Source organism: Mycobacterium hackensackense (assembly GCF_025822555.1).
GTDB lineage: Bacteria > Actinomycetota > Actinomycetes > Mycobacteriales > Mycobacteriaceae > Mycobacterium > Mycobacterium fluoranthenivorans.
In genome coordinates, this window is sequence record NZ_JACKUC010000029.1 from 1088971 (window position 1) to 1108370 (window position 19400).

A 19400-nucleotide genomic window follows, 5' to 3' on the forward strand; every position below is an offset into this window, starting at 1 on the left:
GTCAAGACCGCTAACAGACTCTCTTGTCGCTATTGTCTGGACTAGTCCGACCTTGGTAGCGTCCTGCCCATGACCACCCTGCAGGCCGGCCGATATACCGCCGGCACGGCACCGGAGGCGGCGGCCGGATGGACCGTGACGCGATTGACCGAGCCCAGCCGGCTGTTCGGCGCGAACGGTGTGCGTACCGGCCCGGACGGGCGGCTCTACATCGCACAGGTCACCGGCAGCCAGATCAGTGCCGTCGACGTGAACACGGGCACGATCGAGACGATCAGCGCCAAAGGCGGTGACATCATCGCTCCCGATGACCTCGCCTTCGGGCCGGACGGAACGCTGTACGCCACCGAGGTGATGGACGGCCGGGTCAGCGCACGCGAGAACACCGGCCGGACGCGCGTGCTGCGCGACGACCTGCCGTCGGCCAACGGCATCACCGTTCACCAGGGACGGCTGTTCGTGAACGAATGCCGCGAAGGCGGCCGGCTGTTCGAGCTGGACCCATGCGGTGGCGAGCCCCGGCTGATCCTGGCGGATCTGCCGTCCCCCAATGCGATGGAGGTCGGACCGGACGGGTTGTTGTACTTCCCGGTGATGAACGCCAACCAGATCTGGCGGGTCGACCCCGACGGCGGCGAACCCGAGGTGGTGACCGGCGATCTCGGGGTGCCCGATTCCGTGAAGTTCGATGCCAACGGTGACATCGTCTCCACCCAGGTGGCCAGCGGGCAGGTGCTCCGGATCGACCCGCGCAGCGGCAGACACACCGTACTGGCGACCCTCACCCCCGGTTTGGACAACTGTGCCTTCGCCGACGGAAGGCTTTTCGTCTCCACCTTCACCGGTCTGATCACCGAGGTGTCACCCGACGGGCAGACCGCGACGCTGCTGCCGGGCGGGCTGAACTGGCCGCTGGATGTCACCGTCGACGCCGGCGGCAACCTGTACGTCGCCGACGGCACCTACTTCTATCTGGTCACCCCCGAGGGCGCCCTACAGACCGTGGGCATGCTGTTCAGCCCCGGCTACCCCGGCTTCCTCCGGGGGCTGGCGCCGTCGGGTCCGGGCGAATTCGTGGTCACCACCTCAGGCGGCCAGGTGGCACGCTATCGGCCCGCGGCCCACGAAACCGATTATCTGGCAGACGGTTTGGACCAGCTCTACGGTGTGGCACTGGCGGGCGATACACCGATCGTGGTGGAGCAGGGCACCGGTCGACTGCTGGCGGTCGGCGCCACCGGCACCGAGACGCTGGCCACCGGCCTGGACACCCCGGTGGGCGTCGCGATCGATCCGGACGGTCATCCGCTGGTATCGGTGGCCGGCGCGGTCCTACGCGTGACCGGATCCGGCACCGAAACGGCCGTGGACGATCTGGTGACACCGCAGGGAATCCTGGTGCGCGGCAACGTGCTCTATATCGTCGACGCCGGATCCAAGGCCGTGCTGTCGGTCGACCTGATCACCGGGGCCCGTGACACCCTGGCCGCCGGCCTCCCCGTCGGGGCCCCTCCCGGGGTGACACCCAAACCACTGCGCGGTATGCCGCCGTTCTCCGGGCCGCAGGGACCGTTCGCCGGGATCACCGCGGGCCCCGACGGGACGCTGTACGTGTCGGCCGACGGGGAGGGCAGCGTGCTCGCGCTGCGGAAGACATGACGGCCGAGGCCACCGAACATCGCTACCTTCAGGTGGCCCGCACGCTGCGCAAGGAGATCGTGGACGGGATATACCCCGTCGGATCCCAGCTGCCGACCGAACATGAGCTCTGCGAAAGGTTCGCGGTGAGCCGCTACACCGTGCGGGAGGCGTTGCGCCGCCTGCGCGATGACAATCTGGTGTCCTCCCGTCCTCGAACCGGCACCCAGGTCATCCCCCGCACGTCGTCGAGTTCCTATGCGCAGGACGTGATGTCGATCGACGACCTGCTGGCCTTCGCCGCAGGCGCGCAGTTCGACATCGAGTCGAACGCGATGATCACCATCGACGCCGAGACTGCCGAGCGCACCGGACTCGATATCGGCGAGCAGTGGTTGGCCGTGTCCGGATACCGTCGCGCCACCGACGGCAACCCGATCTGCCGCACCGAGTACTACATCAACCGGGCCTTCGCCGCGGTCGGCCGTCTGCTACAACGCCATTCGGGCCCGATCTTCCCGCTCATCGAAGACCTGTTCGGCATCAGCATCGTCGACGTACACCAAGAGATCGCCGCTGTGCTGGTGCCCGACCACCTGGCCGAAGCACTGCGCATCACCGCGGGCGCGCCGGCGCTGCAGATGCAGCGCACCTACACGACCTCCGACGGTGAGATCGCCCAGGTCACCGTGAACACCCACCCGGCAACGCAATACCGGCACTCGATGACGATGCGGCGCGTCACACCGTGACCACCATTCCCCCGTCGCTTCGCTCGCCCCTGACACTCGCCGACACCCTGCGCGAGACGGCGCGGCACGATCCGGGGCGGGTGCTCATCGTGGACGGCGACACCCGGGTGGACGCCGCGACGATGCGGGACCTGGCTGCGACACTCGCCCGGTCCATGTCCGAGCGGATGCCGCCCGGCAGTGTGGTGTCGTTCATGCTGCCGAACTGGCACGAGGCGGCGGTGGTGTACCTGGCCGCGACGTGGGCGGGCATGGTGGTCAATCCGATATTGCCATCCCTGCGCGATCGTGAACTGCAGTTCATTCTCGCCGATGCGGATGTCCGAATGATCTTCGTACCGGGCGTGTTCCGCGGGTACGACTATCCCACGATGTTGGCGCGGGTGGCGGCAAAGCTGACCACACCGCCGGAGGTGGTGGTGGTCCGCGGCCACGCTCAAGGACACGGACTCACCGACTACGCGTCACTTCTCTCCGGTGAGCCCCTGGTCCCCCAGACCCACGATCCCGCGTCGGTGCGCATGCTGATGTACACCTCGGGCACCACCGGGCGCCCGAAAGGCGTTCTGCACAGTCATCGTTCGATCGGTGCACTGATAGCGCAGATAGGTGCGCATTGGCGGGTCGACGCCGGCGACACCTTCCTGGTGCCCTCGCCGATCGCCCATATCGGCGGCTCGATCTACGCTTTCGAGTGCCCGCTGCTGTTGAGGTCCACCGCGGTGCTCATGGAGAGCTGGGATCCGGACGCGGCGGTGGCGCTGATGACCACCCACCGATGCACCCATATGGCCGGGGCGACCCCGTTCCTGGAGGGCCTGCTCGGCGCGGCCGAGCGGGCCGGCACCCGGCTTCCCGATCTGAAGGTCTTCGTCTGCGGCGGGGCGTCGGTACCGCCGTCGTTGATCCGGCGCGCCACCCAGAGCTTCGAAAACGCCTTGGTGACAAGGGTGTACGGGTCCACCGAGGTGCCGGTGAGCACCGTGGGGTCCCCCGAGGACCGCGACTGCGCCGCCGACACCGACGGCAGACCCGGTAGCGCCGATATCGCGGTGGTCGACGGTGAGATCCGGGTGCGTGGCCCCCAGATGCTGGTGGGTTACCTGCACGCGCAGGACAACGACCTCGATGCCGACGGATACTTCCGCACCGGGGACCTCGGCCGGCTCACGCCGGACGGCTACCTGGTGGTGACGGGCCGCGCCAAGGACCTCATCATCCGCAACGGCGAGAACATCTCCGCCAAGGAGATCGAGGACATCCTCCTCGGGCATCCGGGCATCGACGAGATCGCGATCGTGGGGATTCCCGACGAGCGCACCGGGGAACGCGCGTGTGCGGTCATCGTCAGCACCGAGAACCCCCCACCCGATGTGGCCGCGCTGCGCAGCCTGCTCGACGAGCACGGGGTCGCCAGATTCAAGGCACCCGAGCAGGTCGTCATATGGGAGGCACTACCGCGCAACGACGCGGGAAAGGTGCTGAAGCACAAGATACGAGCAACCCTGGTGAGAGGCTGACATGCAGGTAGCGATCGTGACGGGCGCCAGCAGCGGCATCGGATTCCGCTGCGCCACCTTGCTCGCCGAAACCGGGATGACCGTGTTGGGTGTGGGCCGTGACGAGCACCGGCTCGCCGAACTACGTGCCGCCGGCGGCGGATCCGTGCACACCCTGGTCGCCGATCTGGTCGACGATGACGCGCCGCGGCGCATCGTGGACACCGCCGTGTCGACATGGGGTCACGTCGACTATCTGATCAACAACGCCGGCGTCGGCAGTCCCAAGCCACTGCACGAGACCGATGACGAATCACTGGACCATTTCCTGGGCCTGATGTTGCGGGCCCCGTTTCGGCTGTCCCGGGACACCTTGCCGCACATGCCCTCCGGCTCGGCCATCATCAACGTCACCTCCACGTTCGCGGTGGTGGGCGGGCTGCGCGGCGGGGCGTACTCCGCGGCGAAGGGCGGACTGACCGCGCTGACCACGCATATCGCCTGCCAGTACGGTGCCCAGGGCATCCGGTGCAACGCGGTGGCACCGGGTGTGACGCTGACCCCGATGGTCGCCACCCGCCTGGAAGATGACCGGTTCCGCAAGATCAACACCGAGATGACACCGCATACCCGCCTGGGCACCGTCGACGACATCGCCGGCACGGTGGCGTTCCTGTGTTCTCCCGCGGGGAGTTTCATCAACGGCCAGACCATCGTCGTCGACGGCGGCTGGAGCTCGACGAAGTACCTGTCAGATTTCGCGCTCGACTCGCGGTGGGTCCAGCAGTGAACCTGTTCGGCGTGCTCGACCAGGCCGCCGCCCGGTTCGGCGACCGCGGGGCGGTTTACCTGGGCACCCGGCAGCTGCACACGTGGGCACAGTTGCGCGACAGGGCCCTGCGCCTGGCGGGTTCCCTCAGCGCAACGCATGACACCGGCGCCCGGATCGCCATCGCCAGCGAGAACCGGCCGGAGATCATCGAAGTGATGTTCGCGGTGTGGGCTTCCGGATGTGTCGTGGTACCGATCAACTTCAAGCTGCATCCGCGCGAGATGGCGCAGATCCTCGACGATGCCGGTGTGTCACTGGTATTCGCCTCCCCCAAGATCGCGGCGGGGCTCGACGGTGCGCCGGTGGAGGTCCTCGGCGGCGCGGGTTACGACGTCCGCCTGGCCCACGCTCCGGCGGTGCGCGCGAACACCGATCCGGGCGCCCTGGCCTGGCTGTTCTACACCAGCGGCACCACCGGAAAATCCAAGGGCGCCATGCTGTCACATCGCAATCTGATGGCGATGACGGTGGCACATCTCGCCGACTTCGACGCGCCGGACGAGAATCACAGCCTGATTCACGGTGCACCGATGTCGCACGGTTCCGGCCTGTACATCGCGCCGTACGTGTTGCGGGCGGCGCGGCAGGTCATCCCCGAATCGGCGGGGTTCGAGCCGGCGGAATTCCTCGACCTGTGCGATCACCACCCGCACGTGAGCTGTTTCCTGGCACCGACGATGGTGCAGCGTCTGGTGGCGACCGGCCGGCCACGGCCACAGAACCTGACGACGGTGGTCTACGGCGGCGGACCGATGTACGTGGACAGTCTCAAGAAGGCGATGGCCGCCTTCGGCCCGATCTTCGTGCAGCTATACGGCCAGGGCGAGGCGCCGATGACGATCACCGGGTTGCGCCGCAACGATCATCTCGACGCGAGCGACGCGGTGCTCGGTTCGGTCGGCTATGCGCGGTCCGGGGTGGAGGTCGCCGTGCTCGATGATGACGGCACCCCGGCCGGTATCGACGAGGTCGGCGAAATCGTCTGTCGCGGTGACGTCGTCATGTCCGGGTACTGGAACAACGCAGCGGCGACAGCGGCCACCCTGGTCGACGGGTGGTTGCGCACCGGTGACATGGGGTCCTTCGACGGGCGCGGATTCCTCACCCTGCGGGATCGCAGCAAGGACGTGGTGATCAGCGGTGGCAGCAACATCTATCCGCGTGAGGTCGAGGAGGTCCTGATCGAGCACCCCGACGTCGTGGAGGCATGCGTCGTGGGCACCCCCGACGACGAATGGGGTGAGGTGGTCGTCGCTTTCATCGTCGGGACCGCCACCGAGGACGCACTCGACACGCATCTGCTGGAGCGCATCGCCCGCTTCAAGCGACCCAAGCGGTATGTCTACGTCGACGAGCTGCCCAAGAACAGCTACGGCAAGGTACTCAAGCGGGAGCTGCGTGAGCTCGTGCGCTGAGCACTGGTAGACACGTCTCATGCAGATCGAGGGCCGGGTGGCCGTCATCACCGGGGCGGGTTCGGGTATCGGACGGGCGTTGGCCCATGCGTTCGCGGCGGCCGGCGCGTCGGTGGTGGCCGGAGACCTCAACGGAGTCGCGGCCGCCCAGACGGCCGAGTCCATCGGGGATCACGCCGTCGGCGTGTCAGCAGATGCCGGTTCGGCCGGGGGTATCGCCACGCTGATCGAGACCGCGCGGGCGCAGTTCGGGCCGGTCGACATCTACGTCGCCAATGCCGGCGTCATCGGCGCACCCGGGCTCGGCACCGAAGCCGAATGGGACCGGGTGCTGAAGGTGAACCTGCGCGCCCACATCCGGGCGGCGGACGCCCTGGTGCCCGAGTGGCTGCAGCGCGGCGGGTATTTCGTCAGCGTCGCCTCGGCGGCCGGCTTGCTCACCCAGGTGGGCGCGGCCGGTTACGCCGTCACCAAACACGCCGCGGTGGGGTTCGCCGAGTGGTTGTCGATCACGTACGGGGACAGCGGAATCGGCGTCACCTGCGTCTGCCCGATGGGGGTGGACACGCCGCTGCTCACCGATATCCGCGATGCCACGGATCCGGTCACCCGGCTGGCCGCCGATTCGGTCACCACCGCGGGTCAGGTGCTCACTGCCGAGGAGGTGGCTGCCGCGACGCTGGCGGGTGTGCGCGACGAACGGTTCCTGGTGCTGCCGCATGAAGCGGTGCTGGACATGTACCGGGGCAAGGGTGCCGACTACGACCGCTGGATCGCGGGGATGCGGCGGTATCAGCGCGCGCTGGGCACCGCTCCCGGCTCGACGAGCGCCCGGTAGCCGGCCGGGGCGCGCTTCTGCGCCGGCACTTCGAGTTCCGAGATCACCGGACGGCCATGATGTCGTCGAGCCAGTCATAGATGCGGGCGAACGCCAGGCGCCCCGCGCCGACCTGGCAGTGCGCTCCGGCGCCCTCAGCCTCGGTGAATTCGAGCAGCTGCTTCGGGCAGGTGAGGTGGTCGAACAGCAGCTGCGGCTGCCCCTCGAAGAAGATGTCGGCAGCGGCCTCGCAGACCAGTGTCGGACAGGTGATCTGCTCGGCGATCCCGTCGGCGAGCGTGTAGTCGAGCATGGATGCGAAGAAGGCACGGGGACTGTGGACACCCATGGCGTACTGGCCATGGGTCGCGGCCCACCGGATGTTCGGGTTGGCCGCCATGAGTTGCTCGATCATCGCGTCGACCTCCGGCGCGGACTCGGCCCGCAGGACCGCTTGGATGTCGGCCCTGCTGCCGGGAATCCACGTGACGGCGGTCAGGCCCATGTCGTAGACACCGTCGAAGGCGATACATGCGGCCAGGCGCTGTTCGAAGGCGGCGGCCCGCGGCGCCAGCAGTCCACCCATGGAGGCGCCGAACAGCGCGACCTTGCCCGGGTCGACGCCGGGCTGGTCGCGCACCCAGTCCAGCACAGGGGTGACGACATGCTCCCAGTCCGGCCGGAACACCAGCCCGTCGAAATGCAATGCGGCCGGCTGACCGGGTCCGTCGAACGTGAACACGTGGTACCCGCGTTCTTGGGCGGCCGCCGCACCCAGGAAGTGCATCTCTTCGCAGGTCCCGTCGAATCCGCTGTGCATGACGATCGTCGGCCTCGGCTCGGTATCCCCTCCGCGGCCGATCGCCGGGTAGAAGTAGCCGCGCAACACCGTGCCCTCGTAGGGAATCTCGACCGGCGTCACCGGCGGGTCGAACAGCGCGGCCGCGGACACAAAGCAGTCCCGGGCCCGGCCGTAGGCATGGCCGATACGCGGGTCGTCGGGGTTGCCGTGCAGGTAGAAGTCGGCCGACCGGTAGTAGTTGCTCGCCCGCAGCAGGCCGTCCCGCGCGCTGACGAGATGCCCTGCAGCTTGGGCCTTCTCCGCTTCGGCGGCGATCCGGTCGGCGGTGGCCAGCCACTGGTCGTACCAGCTGTCGTAGTCGCCGGCGGTGATGGCTTGGGCGGTGACCAGCACCTCGCCGATATCGGCTCCGCCGTAGGCGGCCGCGCCGAGCACCCGCAGCGTCTCGAACCAGAACGAGGTGTCGTCGGGGAAGAGGACCGGTTCCATGAGGTGCTCCTTAAGTCAGTTGCCGTTGCTTTAAGCGAAGATACGGCGAGGTGTAGCTAAAAGCAAGAGTCAATGCTTTAAGGTATTGGCGTGATCGAGGACCGAGAAGTGCGACGCCGACCGGGTGGGCGCAGTGCCCGCGTGGCGGCGGCCGTACACGAGGCGGTGGACGCGCTGCTGGTCGAGGCGGGCCCCGGTGGCTTCACGGTGGCCGATGTCGCCCGGCGCGCCGGGGTGAACCCGACCAGCATCTACCGGCGCTGGGGCAGCGTGGAAGCGGTCATCCTGGACGTCGAAGCGGCCCGACTGACCGAGAGCTCACCGCTGCCCGACACCGGGACGTTGCGCGGCGATCTGCTCGCGTACGCCCGGACCGCCGCAGCCGATATCGCACAACCGGGCCGGCTGGCGTTCCTTCAAGCCTTGATCGGCGCCCGTGAGCTGAGCGACGAACAGCGGTCCGCTCCCCTGCTGCAGCGAGCCGCGCAGTTCCAGGCGATGCTGGACCGCGCCCGTGATCGGGGTGAGCCCGCACTCGACTTCACCGCCATCGTGGACTGCATCCTGGCCCCGATCTACCTGCGTCATCTGCTCGGCCTCGGTACCGACGCGGCAGACTTCGACGTGTTCGTCGAACGGACACTCGCCTCCACATTGCGCTGAGCCGCAAGGGAATAGCGCCTGCCGGCGTGAGGTGGCGCCGACGGCAACGCACACCCCGCACGGGGCGACGCCCACTGTTGCACACGTGCGCATTACGATTCCGGCATGGGGGAATCGCGGCGACGCCTGTCCCCGGACGACCGGCGCACCGAACTGCTGAACCTCGGCGCCGAGGTGTTCGGGCAACGCCCTTATGACGAGGTCCGCATCGACGAGATTGCCGAACGGGCCGGCATCTCCCGCGCGCTGATGTATCACTACTTCCCGGACAAGCGCGCGTTCTTCGCCGCGGTGGTCCGCGCCGAGGGCGAGCGCCTGTTCCAGGCCACCAACCACGCATCTGAGCCGGGGCAGACACTGTTCGGTCAGGTGCGCGCGGGAGTACTGGCCTACCTGCGGTACGACGAGGAACACCCGCACGGCGCCTGGGCGGCGTATATGGGCATGGGCCGCGTCGACCCGGTGCTGCGCGGGATCGATGAACTGGACAACGACCGCCAGGCCGACCGGATCATCGGCGCGATCACCGCGGTCGCGGGCGATACCGCCACGCCGGAGCTGGCCCGCGATCTGCGGGTCACGGTGTACGGCTGGCTGGCCTTCACCTTCGAGTTCTGCCGGCAACGGGTGCTCGACGCGTCGCTGGACCGCGATTTCGTCGCCGACACCTGTGCCCACGCCCTGCTCGACGCGGTCGGCCGAGTCCCCGGCATCCCCGCCTCATTGGCCACTGCAGTCGCGCCCGACGCCCGCTGACCAGCGATTTGTGCACGTTCACCGGCGCCGATCGCCGGTGAACGTGCACAAATCGCGGAGTTGTCGGTGGTGGGCGGCAGTATGGACTGATGGCCCCACCCGATCCGCTGGGCCGGTTCAGCGAGCTGACCCGGCAGTGGTTCGCGGGCACCTTCCCGGCCCCCACCCTGGCCCAGTCCGAGGCCTGGTCCGCGATCGCCGACGGGCGGCACACCCTGGTCATCGCGCCCACCGGTTCCGGCAAGACATTGGCGGCCTTCCTCTGGGCCATCGATCAGCTCGCCCGCACCGAACCGAGCCGGGGCACCAAGGTGCTCTACGTGTCGCCGCTGAAAGCCCTCGCCGTCGACGTCGAACGCAACCTGCGCACCCCGCTCACCGGTATCGCCCGGGTGGCCGAACGGCTCGGCGAGCAGGCCCCGGCCATCACCGTGGGCGTGCGATCCGGGGATACCCCACCCAAGCAGCGCCGTGAGCTGATCGCGCGGCCGCCGGACATCCTGATCACCACCCCCGAGTCGCTGTTCCTCATGCTCACCTCGTCCGCCCGGGACACGCTGACCTCGGTGCACACCGTCATCGTCGACGAGGTACACGCCGTCGCGGGCACCAAACGCGGTGCGCACCTGGCCCTTTCGCTGGAGCGCCTCGACGCCCTGCTCGACACTCCGGCCCAGCGCATCGGACTGTCGGCGACCGTACGCCCGCCCGAGGAGGTGGCGCGCTTCCTGGCCGGATCCACCCCGGCGCATATCGTCGCCCCACCCGCCGACAAGACCTTCGACCTCAAGGTCCAGGTACCCGTGCCGGATATGGCGAATCTGGCCGACAACTCGATCTGGCCGGATGTCGAGGAGCGCATCGTCGACCTGATCGAAGCGCATCAGTCCTCGATCGTCTTCGCCAATTCCCGGCGCCTGGCCGAGCGACTCACGTCCCGGCTCAACGAGATCCACGCCGAGCGCACCGGTATCGAGCTGCCCGAGGGGCACAACCCGAAGGTGGGGGGCGGCGCCCCCGCCCACGTCATGGCCAGCGGCCAGAGCTTCGGCGCACCCACCCTGCTGGCCCGCGCCCATCACGGCTCGGTGAGCAAGGAGCAGCGCGCCGCCGTCGAGGACGACCTGAAAAGTGGGCGGCTCAAAGCCGTCGTCGCCACCTCCAGCCTGGAACTGGGTATCGACATGGGTGCGGTGGACCTCGTCATCCAGGTCTCGGCGCCCCCCTCGGTGGCCAGCGGCCTGCAGCGCATCGGCCGCGCCGGTCACCAGGTCGGCGAGATCTCCCAGGGTGTGCTGTTCCCCAACCATCGCACCGACCTGATCGACTGCGCGGTCACGGTGCAACGGATGCAGGCCGGTGAGATCGAGTCGATGGCGGTGCCGGCCAATCCGCTCGACATCCTCGCCCAGCACACCGTGGCCGCGGCCGCGCTGGAACCGCTGGACGTCGAGACCTGGTTCGACATGGTGCGCCGCAGCGCCCCCTTCGCGACTTTGCCGCGCAGCGCATTCGAGGCGACGTTGGATCTGTTGTCCGGGAAGTACCCGTCCACCGAGTTCGCCGAACTGCGCCCGCGGCTGGTCTATGACCGCGACCACGCCACCCTGACCGCGCGGCCCGGGGCGCAGCGACTGGCGGTCACCTCCGGCGGCGCGATTCCCGACCGCGGCATGTTCACCGTCTACCTCGCCACCGAAAAACCCTCCCGGGTCGGGGAACTCGATGAGGAAATGGTCTACGAGTCGCGTCCGGGCGATGTCATCTCGCTCGGCGCCACCAGCTGGCGGATCACCGAGATCACCCACGACCGCGTGATGGTGCTGCCCGCACCCGGCCAGCCGGCACGGCTGCCGTTCTGGCGCGGTGACAGCGTGGGCCGGCCTGCCGAGTTGGGCGCCGCGGTCGGTCGGTTCACCGGCGAGCTGGCCGCGCTGGGCCGCGCGGACTTCGATGTGCGTTGCGCAGAAATCGGTTTCGATGATTTCGCCACCGACAATCTGTGGCAACTGCTCGACGAACAACGCCAGTCCACCGGCGTGGTGCCCACCGATACCACGCTGGTGGTGGAACGGTTCCACGACGAGCTGGGTGACTGGCGACTGATCTTGCACTCCCCGTACGGGCTGCGGGTGCACGGCCCGCTGGCACTGGCCGTGTCGCGGCGGCTGCACGAGCGCTACGGCATCGACGAGAAGCCGACGGCCTCCGATGACGGCATCATCGTCCGGCTGCCCGATACGGATGAAAAGCCGCCCGGGGCAGATATTTTCGTGTTCGAGGCCGACGAGATCGAGCCACTTGTCACCACCGAGGTGGGCGGGTCGGCACTGTTCGCCTCCCGGTTCCGCGAATGCGCGGCCCGGGCGCTGCTGCTGCCGCGCAGGAATCCGGGCAAACGATCACCGCTGTGGCATCAACGCCAGCGGGCCTCACAGCTGCTCGACGTGGCCCGCAAGTACCCCGACTTCCCGATTGTGCTGGAGACCGTCCGCGAATGCCTGCAGGATGTCTACGACGTGCCGGCGCTGACCGACCTGATGAGCCGGATCGCCCAACGCCGGGTGCGGTTGATCGACGTCGAAACCACCACGCCCTCACCCTTCGCGGCGTCCGTGTTGTTCGGCTACGTCGGCGCGTTCATGTACGAGGGCGACAGCCCGCTGGCCGAACGCCGGGCCGCCGCACTGTCCTTGGACAGTGTGCTGCTCGCCGAACTTCTCGGCCGGGTCGAGCTGCGGGATCTGCTCGACCCTGAGGTGCTCGCCGCGACCGCCCGTCAGTTACAGCATCTCGATCCCGACCGGGCCGCCCGTGACGCGGAGGGTATCGCCGACCTGCTGCGGCTGCTCGGCCCGCTCACCGCGGACGAACTGGCCGACCGCTGCACCACGACGGAGATCGGTGGCTGGCTCGAAGGCCTGCGCACCGCACGCCGGGCGCTGACGGTGACGTTCGCCGGGTCGACATGGTGGGTGTCGATCGAGGACATCGGGTTGTTGCGCGACGGTGTCGGGGTAGCCGTACCGGTCGGAGTTCCGCTGACGTTCCTGGAGTCCGTCACCGATCCGCTGGGCGAACTGCTGGGTCGTTACGCCCGTACCCACGGCCCGTTCAGCACCGCCGAGGCGGCCGCGCGGTTCGGGCTGGGGCTGCGGGTGACCGCCGATGTGCTGGGCCGGATGGCCGCGGACGGCAAACTCGTGCGCGGTGAGTTCAGCGATGCCGCAGCCGGCCCGGCGGCGGCATCGGGCCCGCGTGGCGAACAGTGGTGTGACGCAACGGTTCTGAAGATACTGCGGCGACGGTCCTTGGCGGCGCTGCGCGCAGCGGTGGAACCGGTCAGCCCCGCCGCCTATGGCCGGTTCCTGCCGGCCTGGCAGCACGTCGGATCCACGAACAACCGCGGCGTCGACGGGCTGGCTGCGGTGATCGATCAGCTGGCCGGGGTGGCGCTGCCGGCCTCGGCGGTCGAATCTCTGGTGCTGCCACAACGGGTCGCCGACTATCAACCCGCCATGCTCGACGAATTGCTGGCCTCCGGCGAGGTGACCTGGTCCGGTGCCGGACAGATCGGGGCCGCCGACGGCTGGGTGGTCTTCCATCTGGCCGACTCGGCACCGCTGACCCTGCCCGCGCCCGCCGCGATCGAACTGACCGACACCCACCGTGCCCTGCTGGACACCTTGTCCGCCGGCGGCGCGTACTTCTTCCGGCAACTCACCGAGGACGGCAAGGAAAGCACGTTCAGCGCCGCGCTGTGGGAGTTGATCTGGGCCGGCATGGTCACCGGCGACACGTTCGCCCCGGTGCGGGCGGTACTGCACGGGTCTCGCCGGGCACCCGCACACCGGCAGCGCCAGCGCCCGCCGAAGCTGAGCCGCTACCGGATCGCACATCCCGCGCCACGCACCGACCCGAAGGTCTCCGGGCGCTGGTCGGCACTGCCCACACCGGAACCGGACTCGACCGTGCGCGCCCACTTCCAGGCCGAGCTGCTGCTGAATCGGCACGGCGTCCTGACTCGCGGCGCCACCGAGGGGCTACCCGGCGGGTTCGCGATGCTCTACAAGGTGCTCACCGCCTTCGAGGACGCGGGGCGTTGTCAACGCGGCTATTTCATCGAATCACTGGGCGGCGCCCAGTTCGCCGCGGCGTCGACGGTGGACCGGCTGCGCAGTTATCTGGACGGGGTCGACCCGGAGCGCCCCGAATGGCATGCGGTGGTACTCGCGGCGACCGACCCGGCCAACCCGTACGGAGCCGCACTGCCCTGGCCCGGCGAAGGTGACTTCCGGCCGGGTCGCAAGGCCGGCGCACTGGTGGTGCTGGTCGACGGCCGGCTGGTGTGGTTCCTGGAACGGGGCGGCCGCTCACTGCTCAACTTCGGAGCCGAATCCGGGGCCCAGCAGGCCGCCGCCACCGCGCTGGCCGATCTGGTCCGGGACCAGCGGTTGTCGTCACTGCTGGTCGAACGGGTCAACGGAGTGTCCGTGCTGGACCCGGCCTCCGACGAGGGACGCGAGGCGCGCGCGGCCGCGCAGTCCGCCCTCACCGAGGCCGGTTTCGCACGGACGCCGCGCGGACTGCGGCTGCGCTGACTCGGCACACGAAATGGCAAAATTGACGAAACTTGCCCCGGTGCGGGCCATACTGGCGATATGGTCTCGCTCGCCGTTCACCTGATTCTCGGACTCGCCGTCATCGCCTGGATCGTCAACGCCAACCGCGATATCTTCACCCGCCCGGCGACCGGTCCGAACATCTCCGCCCTGGAGGCGACGTTCTACCTCGTCGGCATCGCCGGCACCGTCATCGGCTACTACTTCAACTACCGCTATGTCGCCGAGTACGCGACCCCGTCGAGCAATCCGATCTGGGGCCCGGGCAGTTGGCAGGAATTCATCACGCTCGGGTACACCAACCCGGCGGCGAGTTCGGCCAGCCAGGACTACACCATCATCAACGTCATCCTGCTGCCCCTGTTCACCATCGTCGACGGCTACCGGCGCGGGATCAAGCGGCCGTGGCTGTACTTCGTGTCGAGCCTGTTCACCAGTTGCGCATTCGCCTACGCGTTCTACTTCGCCACCCTGGACCGTCAGCACCGGCACCAGAAGGCTCTCACCGGGGTCGGTGTTCAATGATGGTATGCCCGAAGGTGACACCGTCTTCCACACCGCCGCCAAACTGAGGCAGGCACTCGTCGGAAAGACGTTGACCCGCTGCGATATCCGGGTGCCGCGCTATGCGACGGTGGATCTGACCGGCCACGTGGTCGACGAAGTGCTCAGCCGGGGTAAACACCTGTTCATCCGGGTGGGCTCCGAGGATGGTGGAGCCAGCATCCATTCCCACCTCAAGATGGACGGCAGCTGGCGGATCGGTCCGGGCCGGGTGGAGCCGCACCGGATCCGCATCGTGCTCGGCACGCAGGACGGTGTGGCCACCGGTATCGATCTGGGCGTACTGGAAGTCCTGGAGCGGGCCCACGACCAGGACGTGGTCGCCCACCTGGGCCCGGATCTGCTCGGCCAGGATTGGGATCCGCGACGGGCGGCGGCCAACCTGAGCGCCGATCCCGATCGCGCCCTGGCCGAGGCCCTACTGGATCAGCGGGTGATGGCCGGGGTGGGCAATGTGTACGCCAACGAGCTGTGCTTTGTCTTCGGGCGCAGGCCCACGGCCCGGGTCGGGACCGTCTCCGATCCCCTACGGCTGGTCCAGCGCGCCCGGGACATGTTGTGGCTCAACAGGTCACGAACGAACAGATGCACCACCGGCGATACCCGGCGCGGGCAGCAGGTGTGGGTGTACGGACGGTCCGCAGAGCCGTGTCGCCGCTGCGGGACCACCATCGAGATGGACCGCAGCGGCGACCGGATCAGCTTCTGGTGCCCGAATTGTCAGGCACCGTAGGTCACTTCGGGTTCGGCAGCGCCAGCCGGCAGATCTTCTTGACGACCGAGAAGAACTGCTTGGGCAGCGGCCCACTGTTGTAGGGCAGACCGTATCGCCGGCAGATCTCCTTCACCTCACCCGAGATCTCGGCATAACGGTGCGCCGGAATGTCGGGGAACAGATGGTGCTCGATCTGGAAGGACAGGTTGCCGCTGAAGATGTGGAACCACTTTCCGCCGGTGAGGTTCGCCGAACCCAGCAGCTGCCGGTAGTACCACTGCCCGCGTGTCTCGGCCTTGGTCTCTTCGACGGTGAACTCGTGCGTGCCCTCCGGGAAATGGCCGCAGAAGATGATCATGTACGACCACACATTGCGCATCAGGTTGGCGGTCATGTTGCCCGTGAAGACGAACGGCGCGAACGGTCCGGCCAGCAGCGGGAAGGCCACGTAGTCCTTCACGGTCTGCTTGCTGACCTTCGCCCACATCTCGGTGAGCATGTCCTTCTTGTCCCGCAGCTTGATCTCACCGGAGCGGATGCGCTCGGTCTCCAGCTCGTGCAGGGCCACGCCGTACTGGAAGAACACCATCAGCAGGAACGCGTAGACCGGGTTGCCCAGGTAGTACGGATGCCACTTCTGGTCCTCACTCATCCGGAGCACGCCGTAACCGATGTCGCGATCCAGGTCGACGATGTTGGTGTAGGTGTGGTGCATGTAGTTGTGCGAGTGCCGCCACTGGTTGGACGGGCAGGCCGAATCCCATTCGAAGTTCTGGCCGCGCAGCGCCGGATCGCCCATCCAGTCGTACTGGCCGTGCATGATGTTGTGGCCGATCTCCATGTTGTCGAGGATCTTCGACAGCCCGAGCATCACGGTGCCGATCGGCCATGCCGGCGGCAGGAACAGCAGGGCGCGGCCACCGACCTCGAGGCTGCGCTGCATCTTGATGATCTTGCGGATGTAGGCGGCGTCACGCTCCCCCAGGTCGGCCAGCGCACGTTCACGGATGGCGTCGAGTTCTTTGCCGAACGCGTCGGCCTGCTCGGGGGTGAGCGCGTATTTCGCCGAGGTGGCGGAAACGGTGGAGCTACGGGGCAATTCGAGTGTGGTCATTGCTTGTCCTTTCGCGTCACAGGGTGTTCAGGGTTCTCTACAGGTCGATCTCGACATCGCCGACGGGGGCGGTGACGCAGATTCGGATGTCTTCGCAATCGTCGGTGGACACCGTGCCGTTGAGCACATTGCGCACGGCGCCACGGGTTTTGGTTCGGGTGCAGCTGAAGCAGATGCCCATCCGGCATCCGCTTTCCGGGTTCAGCCCGGCGGCTTCGGCCTGTTGGAGCAGCGTCTGACCGCTGTCGGCCACCTGCACGGCACTGCCGGCGAAGGTGACGGTGCCACCGGTGGCTTCGGCCGGCACGGTGAACACCGGCGGGACGAAGCTCTCCGATCGTGCGTCCGGACGCAGCTCCCGCACCGCGTCGACGAGTGCGGGCGGACCGCACACGAAGATCGCGTCCGGTTCGGCCATCGCCGCGGCCAGGTGATGCGGGGCGAAATATCCGTCCAGATCGGCGCCGGCGTCGTCGCGGGTATAGCCGTGCAGCACCCGAACGCCGGGCATGGTGTCAAGTTCGTCGCGATAACAGGCCTCTTCGGCGGAGCGCGCATAGTGGATGAACGCGGCGTCGCCGGTGAAGCCTTCGGCTTTGAGCGTGCGCAGCATCGACAGCACCGGGGTGATACCGCTGCCGCCGGAGACGAACAGGATGCGCCTGGGGCGCTGTGCGGGCATGAAGAAGTCGCCGCCGACGGAGTCGAGGCCGACGGTCATCCCGGGCTTGGCGTTCTCGTAGAGGTGGGTCGACACCAGGCCGCCGTCGTGCAGCCCGACGGTCAGTTCGAGGAGGCGGCCACCCTCCGCGCTGGCCGGGGAGTACGGGCGGGTGCGGCGGCGTCCGTTGATCTCCACCGACAGGTTGATGTGCTGACCAGCCATGAAGCCGGTGAAGGCCCGGTTGGGTTCCAGCGTCAAGGTGACGCTGCGGGCCGTCTGGCGACGGACGGCCACCACCTTTGCGCGCGCATTGCCCTTGATCCACACCGGATCGACGATCTCGGTGTACCGGTCGACGCCGTGCGGTCCGGTGAGCAGATCCAGCAGCGGTGACCGGAGCACCCGGTCCCTCAGCTTGTGCGTCAATGTTTCGGTGAACATATGTACACTGTGGGCGCGATGAACTCGCATGGTCAAGGAAAACCCGCAGGTTGTGATGGGCATAACACAGTGAACGTTCGTACTCTGAATTCACAAACGATTGACAACGCAGCGCCGAGCGAATCGGAGGGGCATCCGGTTGTACGCTCGTTGATTGTGGATAGTGACGTTCCGAAGTCGCGCTCCGCGCGGCCCAGTCGCTCAGGACGGCCTCGCTCGCGTGACACCCTGTCGCGCGAAGAGCGCAAAGAGGTCACCCGACGCGCGATCGTGGCCGCCGCACTGCACCTGCTCGCCGAGGGCAGCTTCACCGGCCTGAGCCTGCGGGAGGTCACCCGCGAAGCCGGCATCGTGCCCGCGGCCTTCTACCGCCACTTCGATTCGATGGAAGCTCTCGGCCTGGTGCTGATCGACGAATCGTTCCGATCCCTGCGTGACATGCTGCGCGGTGCCCGCGCCGGGAAACTCGATCCCAACCACGTCATCGACTCGTCGGCGGAGATCCTCATCGCCAGTATCAGCGACCGCCGCGAGCACTGGCGCTTCATCACCCGGGAGCGTGCCAGTGGCGTGGCCATGTTGCGCTACGCCATTCGCACCGAGATCCGGTTGATCACCTCGGAGCTCGCCATCGACCTGGCCCGTTTCCCCGGGATCAAGGACTGGAGCAGCGAGGACCTCAACATTCTGGCCAACCTGTTCGTCAACGCCATGATCTCGATCGCCGAGACCGCCGAGGACGTCTCGGACCCGTCGGCGCTGGCGGAGATCAAGCGCACCGCCGTCAAGCAGATGCGGATGATCGCGGTCGGCGTCAGGGGCTGGCGCAGCGTCGAGCGGGACTGACTAGCGCGGGGTCCCCCCACCGTCGACGATGACCACCTGACCGGTGATGTAGCTGCCGGCCCGCGAGCACAGCAGCAGCGCGGTACCGATCATTTCGTCCGGCGATGCGAGCCGGCGCATCAGAGTGTTCGCCGCCATCGCGTCGACGGCCTCCTGCGGGTTATTGCGCATCATGTCGGTGTCCACGGGCCCGGGTGCCAGGGCGTTGACCCGGATGCCCAGCGGGGCGAACTCGGCCGCCATCGAGCGGGTCACCGACATCAGCGCGGCCTTACCCGAGGCGTAGATGGACAACGAGGGCGCGAAGTTGAAGGCGCCCACCGAGACCATGTTCAGCACCGCTGCCGCCGGACTCTGCGTCAGATACGGCAACGCATGCTGAACCAGGAACACCGGGCCCTGCAGATTCACGGCGTAGGACTTGTTCCACGCGTCGACCGTCATCGAACCGAACGGCTGCGCCAGCGCATTGGCCGCGTTGTTGACCACCACGTCGATACCACCGAATTCCGACACGGTGCGGTCCACCAGCGCCGCCAGATCATCGACCTCACCGAGATGGGCCGGCACGCCGATCGCCTCGCCGCCCAGGCTCCGCAGATGCGCGGCGGCCGCGGCGCACGCGTCGGGCTTGCGGCTGGCCACCACCACCCGGGCTCCGCTGAGGGCGAACCCCTCGCCCAACGCCAGCCCGATGCCGCGGGTGCCGCCGGTGACGATGACGGTGCGGTCGGACATGTCGAACAACTGGTCATACGCGGCACGATCCAT

At 67.9% G+C, this 19400-nt stretch carries 16 protein-coding genes; 12 read left to right on the plus strand and 4 right to left on the minus strand.

Annotated elements, in window-relative coordinates; genetic code table 11:
• Positions 1–69: 69 nt before the first annotated feature.
• Genes H7J86_RS08315 through H7J86_RS08340 form a run of 6 tightly spaced genes read left to right on the plus strand, consistent with a single transcriptional unit; the run spans position 70 to position 6974 of the window.
• Positions 70–1659 (plus strand): SMP-30/gluconolactonase/LRE family protein, encoded by a 1590-nt coding sequence (locus H7J86_RS08315; protein ID WP_267290358.1) that lies wholly within the window; start codon positions 70–72, stop codon positions 1657–1659.
• The gene (locus tag H7J86_RS08320; protein WP_090356005.1) at positions 1656–2390 is read left to right on the plus strand and encodes a GntR family transcriptional regulator; all 735 of its coding nucleotides are present in this window, start codon (positions 1656–1658) and stop codon (positions 2388–2390) included. The genes H7J86_RS08315 and H7J86_RS08320 overlap by 4 nt, the downstream gene beginning before the upstream one ends.
• On the plus strand, positions 2387–3910 hold the full coding sequence (locus H7J86_RS08325; RefSeq protein ID WP_267290360.1) for an AMP-binding protein: 1524 nt from the start codon (positions 2387–2389) through the stop codon (positions 3908–3910). The genes H7J86_RS08320 and H7J86_RS08325 overlap by 4 nt, the downstream gene beginning before the upstream one ends.
• A gap of 1 nt (position 3911) precedes the next feature.
• A complete protein-coding gene (locus tag H7J86_RS08330) occupies positions 3912–4679 on the plus strand; it encodes an SDR family NAD(P)-dependent oxidoreductase (protein ID WP_187098555.1) in 768 nt (255 codons plus the stop codon).
• Positions 4676–6136 carry an AMP-binding protein gene (locus H7J86_RS08335; protein WP_267290362.1) on the plus strand — a complete coding sequence of 487 codons (1461 nt, stop codon included), beginning with the start codon at positions 4676–4678 and terminating at the stop codon, positions 6134–6136. Before H7J86_RS08330 ends, H7J86_RS08335 begins: the two co-directional genes overlap by 4 nt.
• A 19-nt stretch (positions 6137–6155) precedes the next feature.
• The gene (locus tag H7J86_RS08340; RefSeq protein ID WP_267290364.1) at positions 6156–6974 is read left to right on the plus strand and encodes an SDR family oxidoreductase; all 819 of its coding nucleotides are present in this window, start codon (positions 6156–6158) and stop codon (positions 6972–6974) included.
• Between the two features lie 43 nt (positions 6975–7017).
• Here the strand turns inward: H7J86_RS08340 and H7J86_RS08345 are convergent, their stop codons facing one another.
• The gene (locus H7J86_RS08345; RefSeq protein ID WP_267290366.1) at positions 7018–8244 is read right to left on the minus strand and encodes an alpha/beta hydrolase family protein; all 1227 of its coding nucleotides are present in this window, start codon (positions 8242–8244) and stop codon (positions 7018–7020) included.
• A gap of 90 nt (positions 8245–8334) precedes the next feature.
• On the opposite strand from H7J86_RS08345, the gene H7J86_RS08350 reads away from it, so the two are divergent.
• From H7J86_RS08350 to nei2, 5 genes are all read left to right on the plus strand, one after another.
• Positions 8335–8907 carry a TetR/AcrR family transcriptional regulator gene (locus H7J86_RS08350; protein WP_222622224.1) on the plus strand — a complete coding sequence of 191 codons (573 nt, stop codon included), beginning with the start codon at positions 8335–8337 and terminating at the stop codon, positions 8905–8907.
• A gap of 105 nt (positions 8908–9012) precedes the next feature.
• Complete coding sequence (locus H7J86_RS08355) at positions 9013–9663, plus strand: TetR/AcrR family transcriptional regulator (RefSeq protein WP_090356021.1); 651 nt, start codon at positions 9013–9015, stop codon at positions 9661–9663.
• A gap of 89 nt (positions 9664–9752) precedes the next feature.
• Entirely contained in the window at positions 9753–14264 is a 4512-nt protein-coding gene (locus H7J86_RS08360; RefSeq protein WP_267290368.1) for an ATP-dependent helicase, read from the plus strand.
• A gap of 60 nt (positions 14265–14324) precedes the next feature.
• Positions 14325–14810 (plus strand): DUF2834 domain-containing protein, encoded by a 486-nt coding sequence (locus H7J86_RS08365; protein ID WP_187098550.1) that lies wholly within the window; start codon positions 14325–14327, stop codon positions 14808–14810.
• Positions 14811–14814: 4 nt separating this feature from the next.
• A complete protein-coding gene (gene nei2, locus H7J86_RS08370) occupies positions 14815–15582 on the plus strand; it encodes an endonuclease VIII Nei2 (protein WP_187098549.1) in 768 nt (255 codons plus the stop codon).
• A gap of 1 nt (position 15583) precedes the next feature.
• On the opposite strand, the gene H7J86_RS08375 is transcribed toward nei2, so the two are convergent.
• Together H7J86_RS08375 and H7J86_RS08380 are read right to left on the minus strand one after the other, a co-directional pair.
• Positions 15584–16678 (minus strand): fatty acid desaturase family protein, encoded by a 1095-nt coding sequence (locus H7J86_RS08375; RefSeq protein ID WP_090356030.1) that lies wholly within the window; start codon positions 16676–16678, stop codon positions 15584–15586.
• Positions 16679–16715: 37 nt separating this feature from the next.
• Positions 16716–17783, minus strand: a complete 1068-nt coding sequence (locus H7J86_RS08380) for a ferredoxin reductase (protein WP_267290370.1) — start codon at positions 17781–17783, stop codon at positions 16716–16718.
• Between the two features lie 156 nt (positions 17784–17939).
• On the opposite strand from H7J86_RS08380, the gene H7J86_RS08385 reads away from it, so the two are divergent.
• Entirely contained in the window at positions 17940–18629 is a 690-nt protein-coding gene (locus H7J86_RS08385) for a TetR family transcriptional regulator (protein WP_187098547.1), read from the plus strand.
• Here the strand turns inward: H7J86_RS08385 and H7J86_RS08390 are convergent, their stop codons facing one another.
• On the minus strand, positions 18630–19400 hold the full coding sequence (locus tag H7J86_RS08390) for an SDR family NAD(P)-dependent oxidoreductase (protein WP_187098546.1): 771 nt from the start codon (positions 19398–19400) through the stop codon (positions 18630–18632).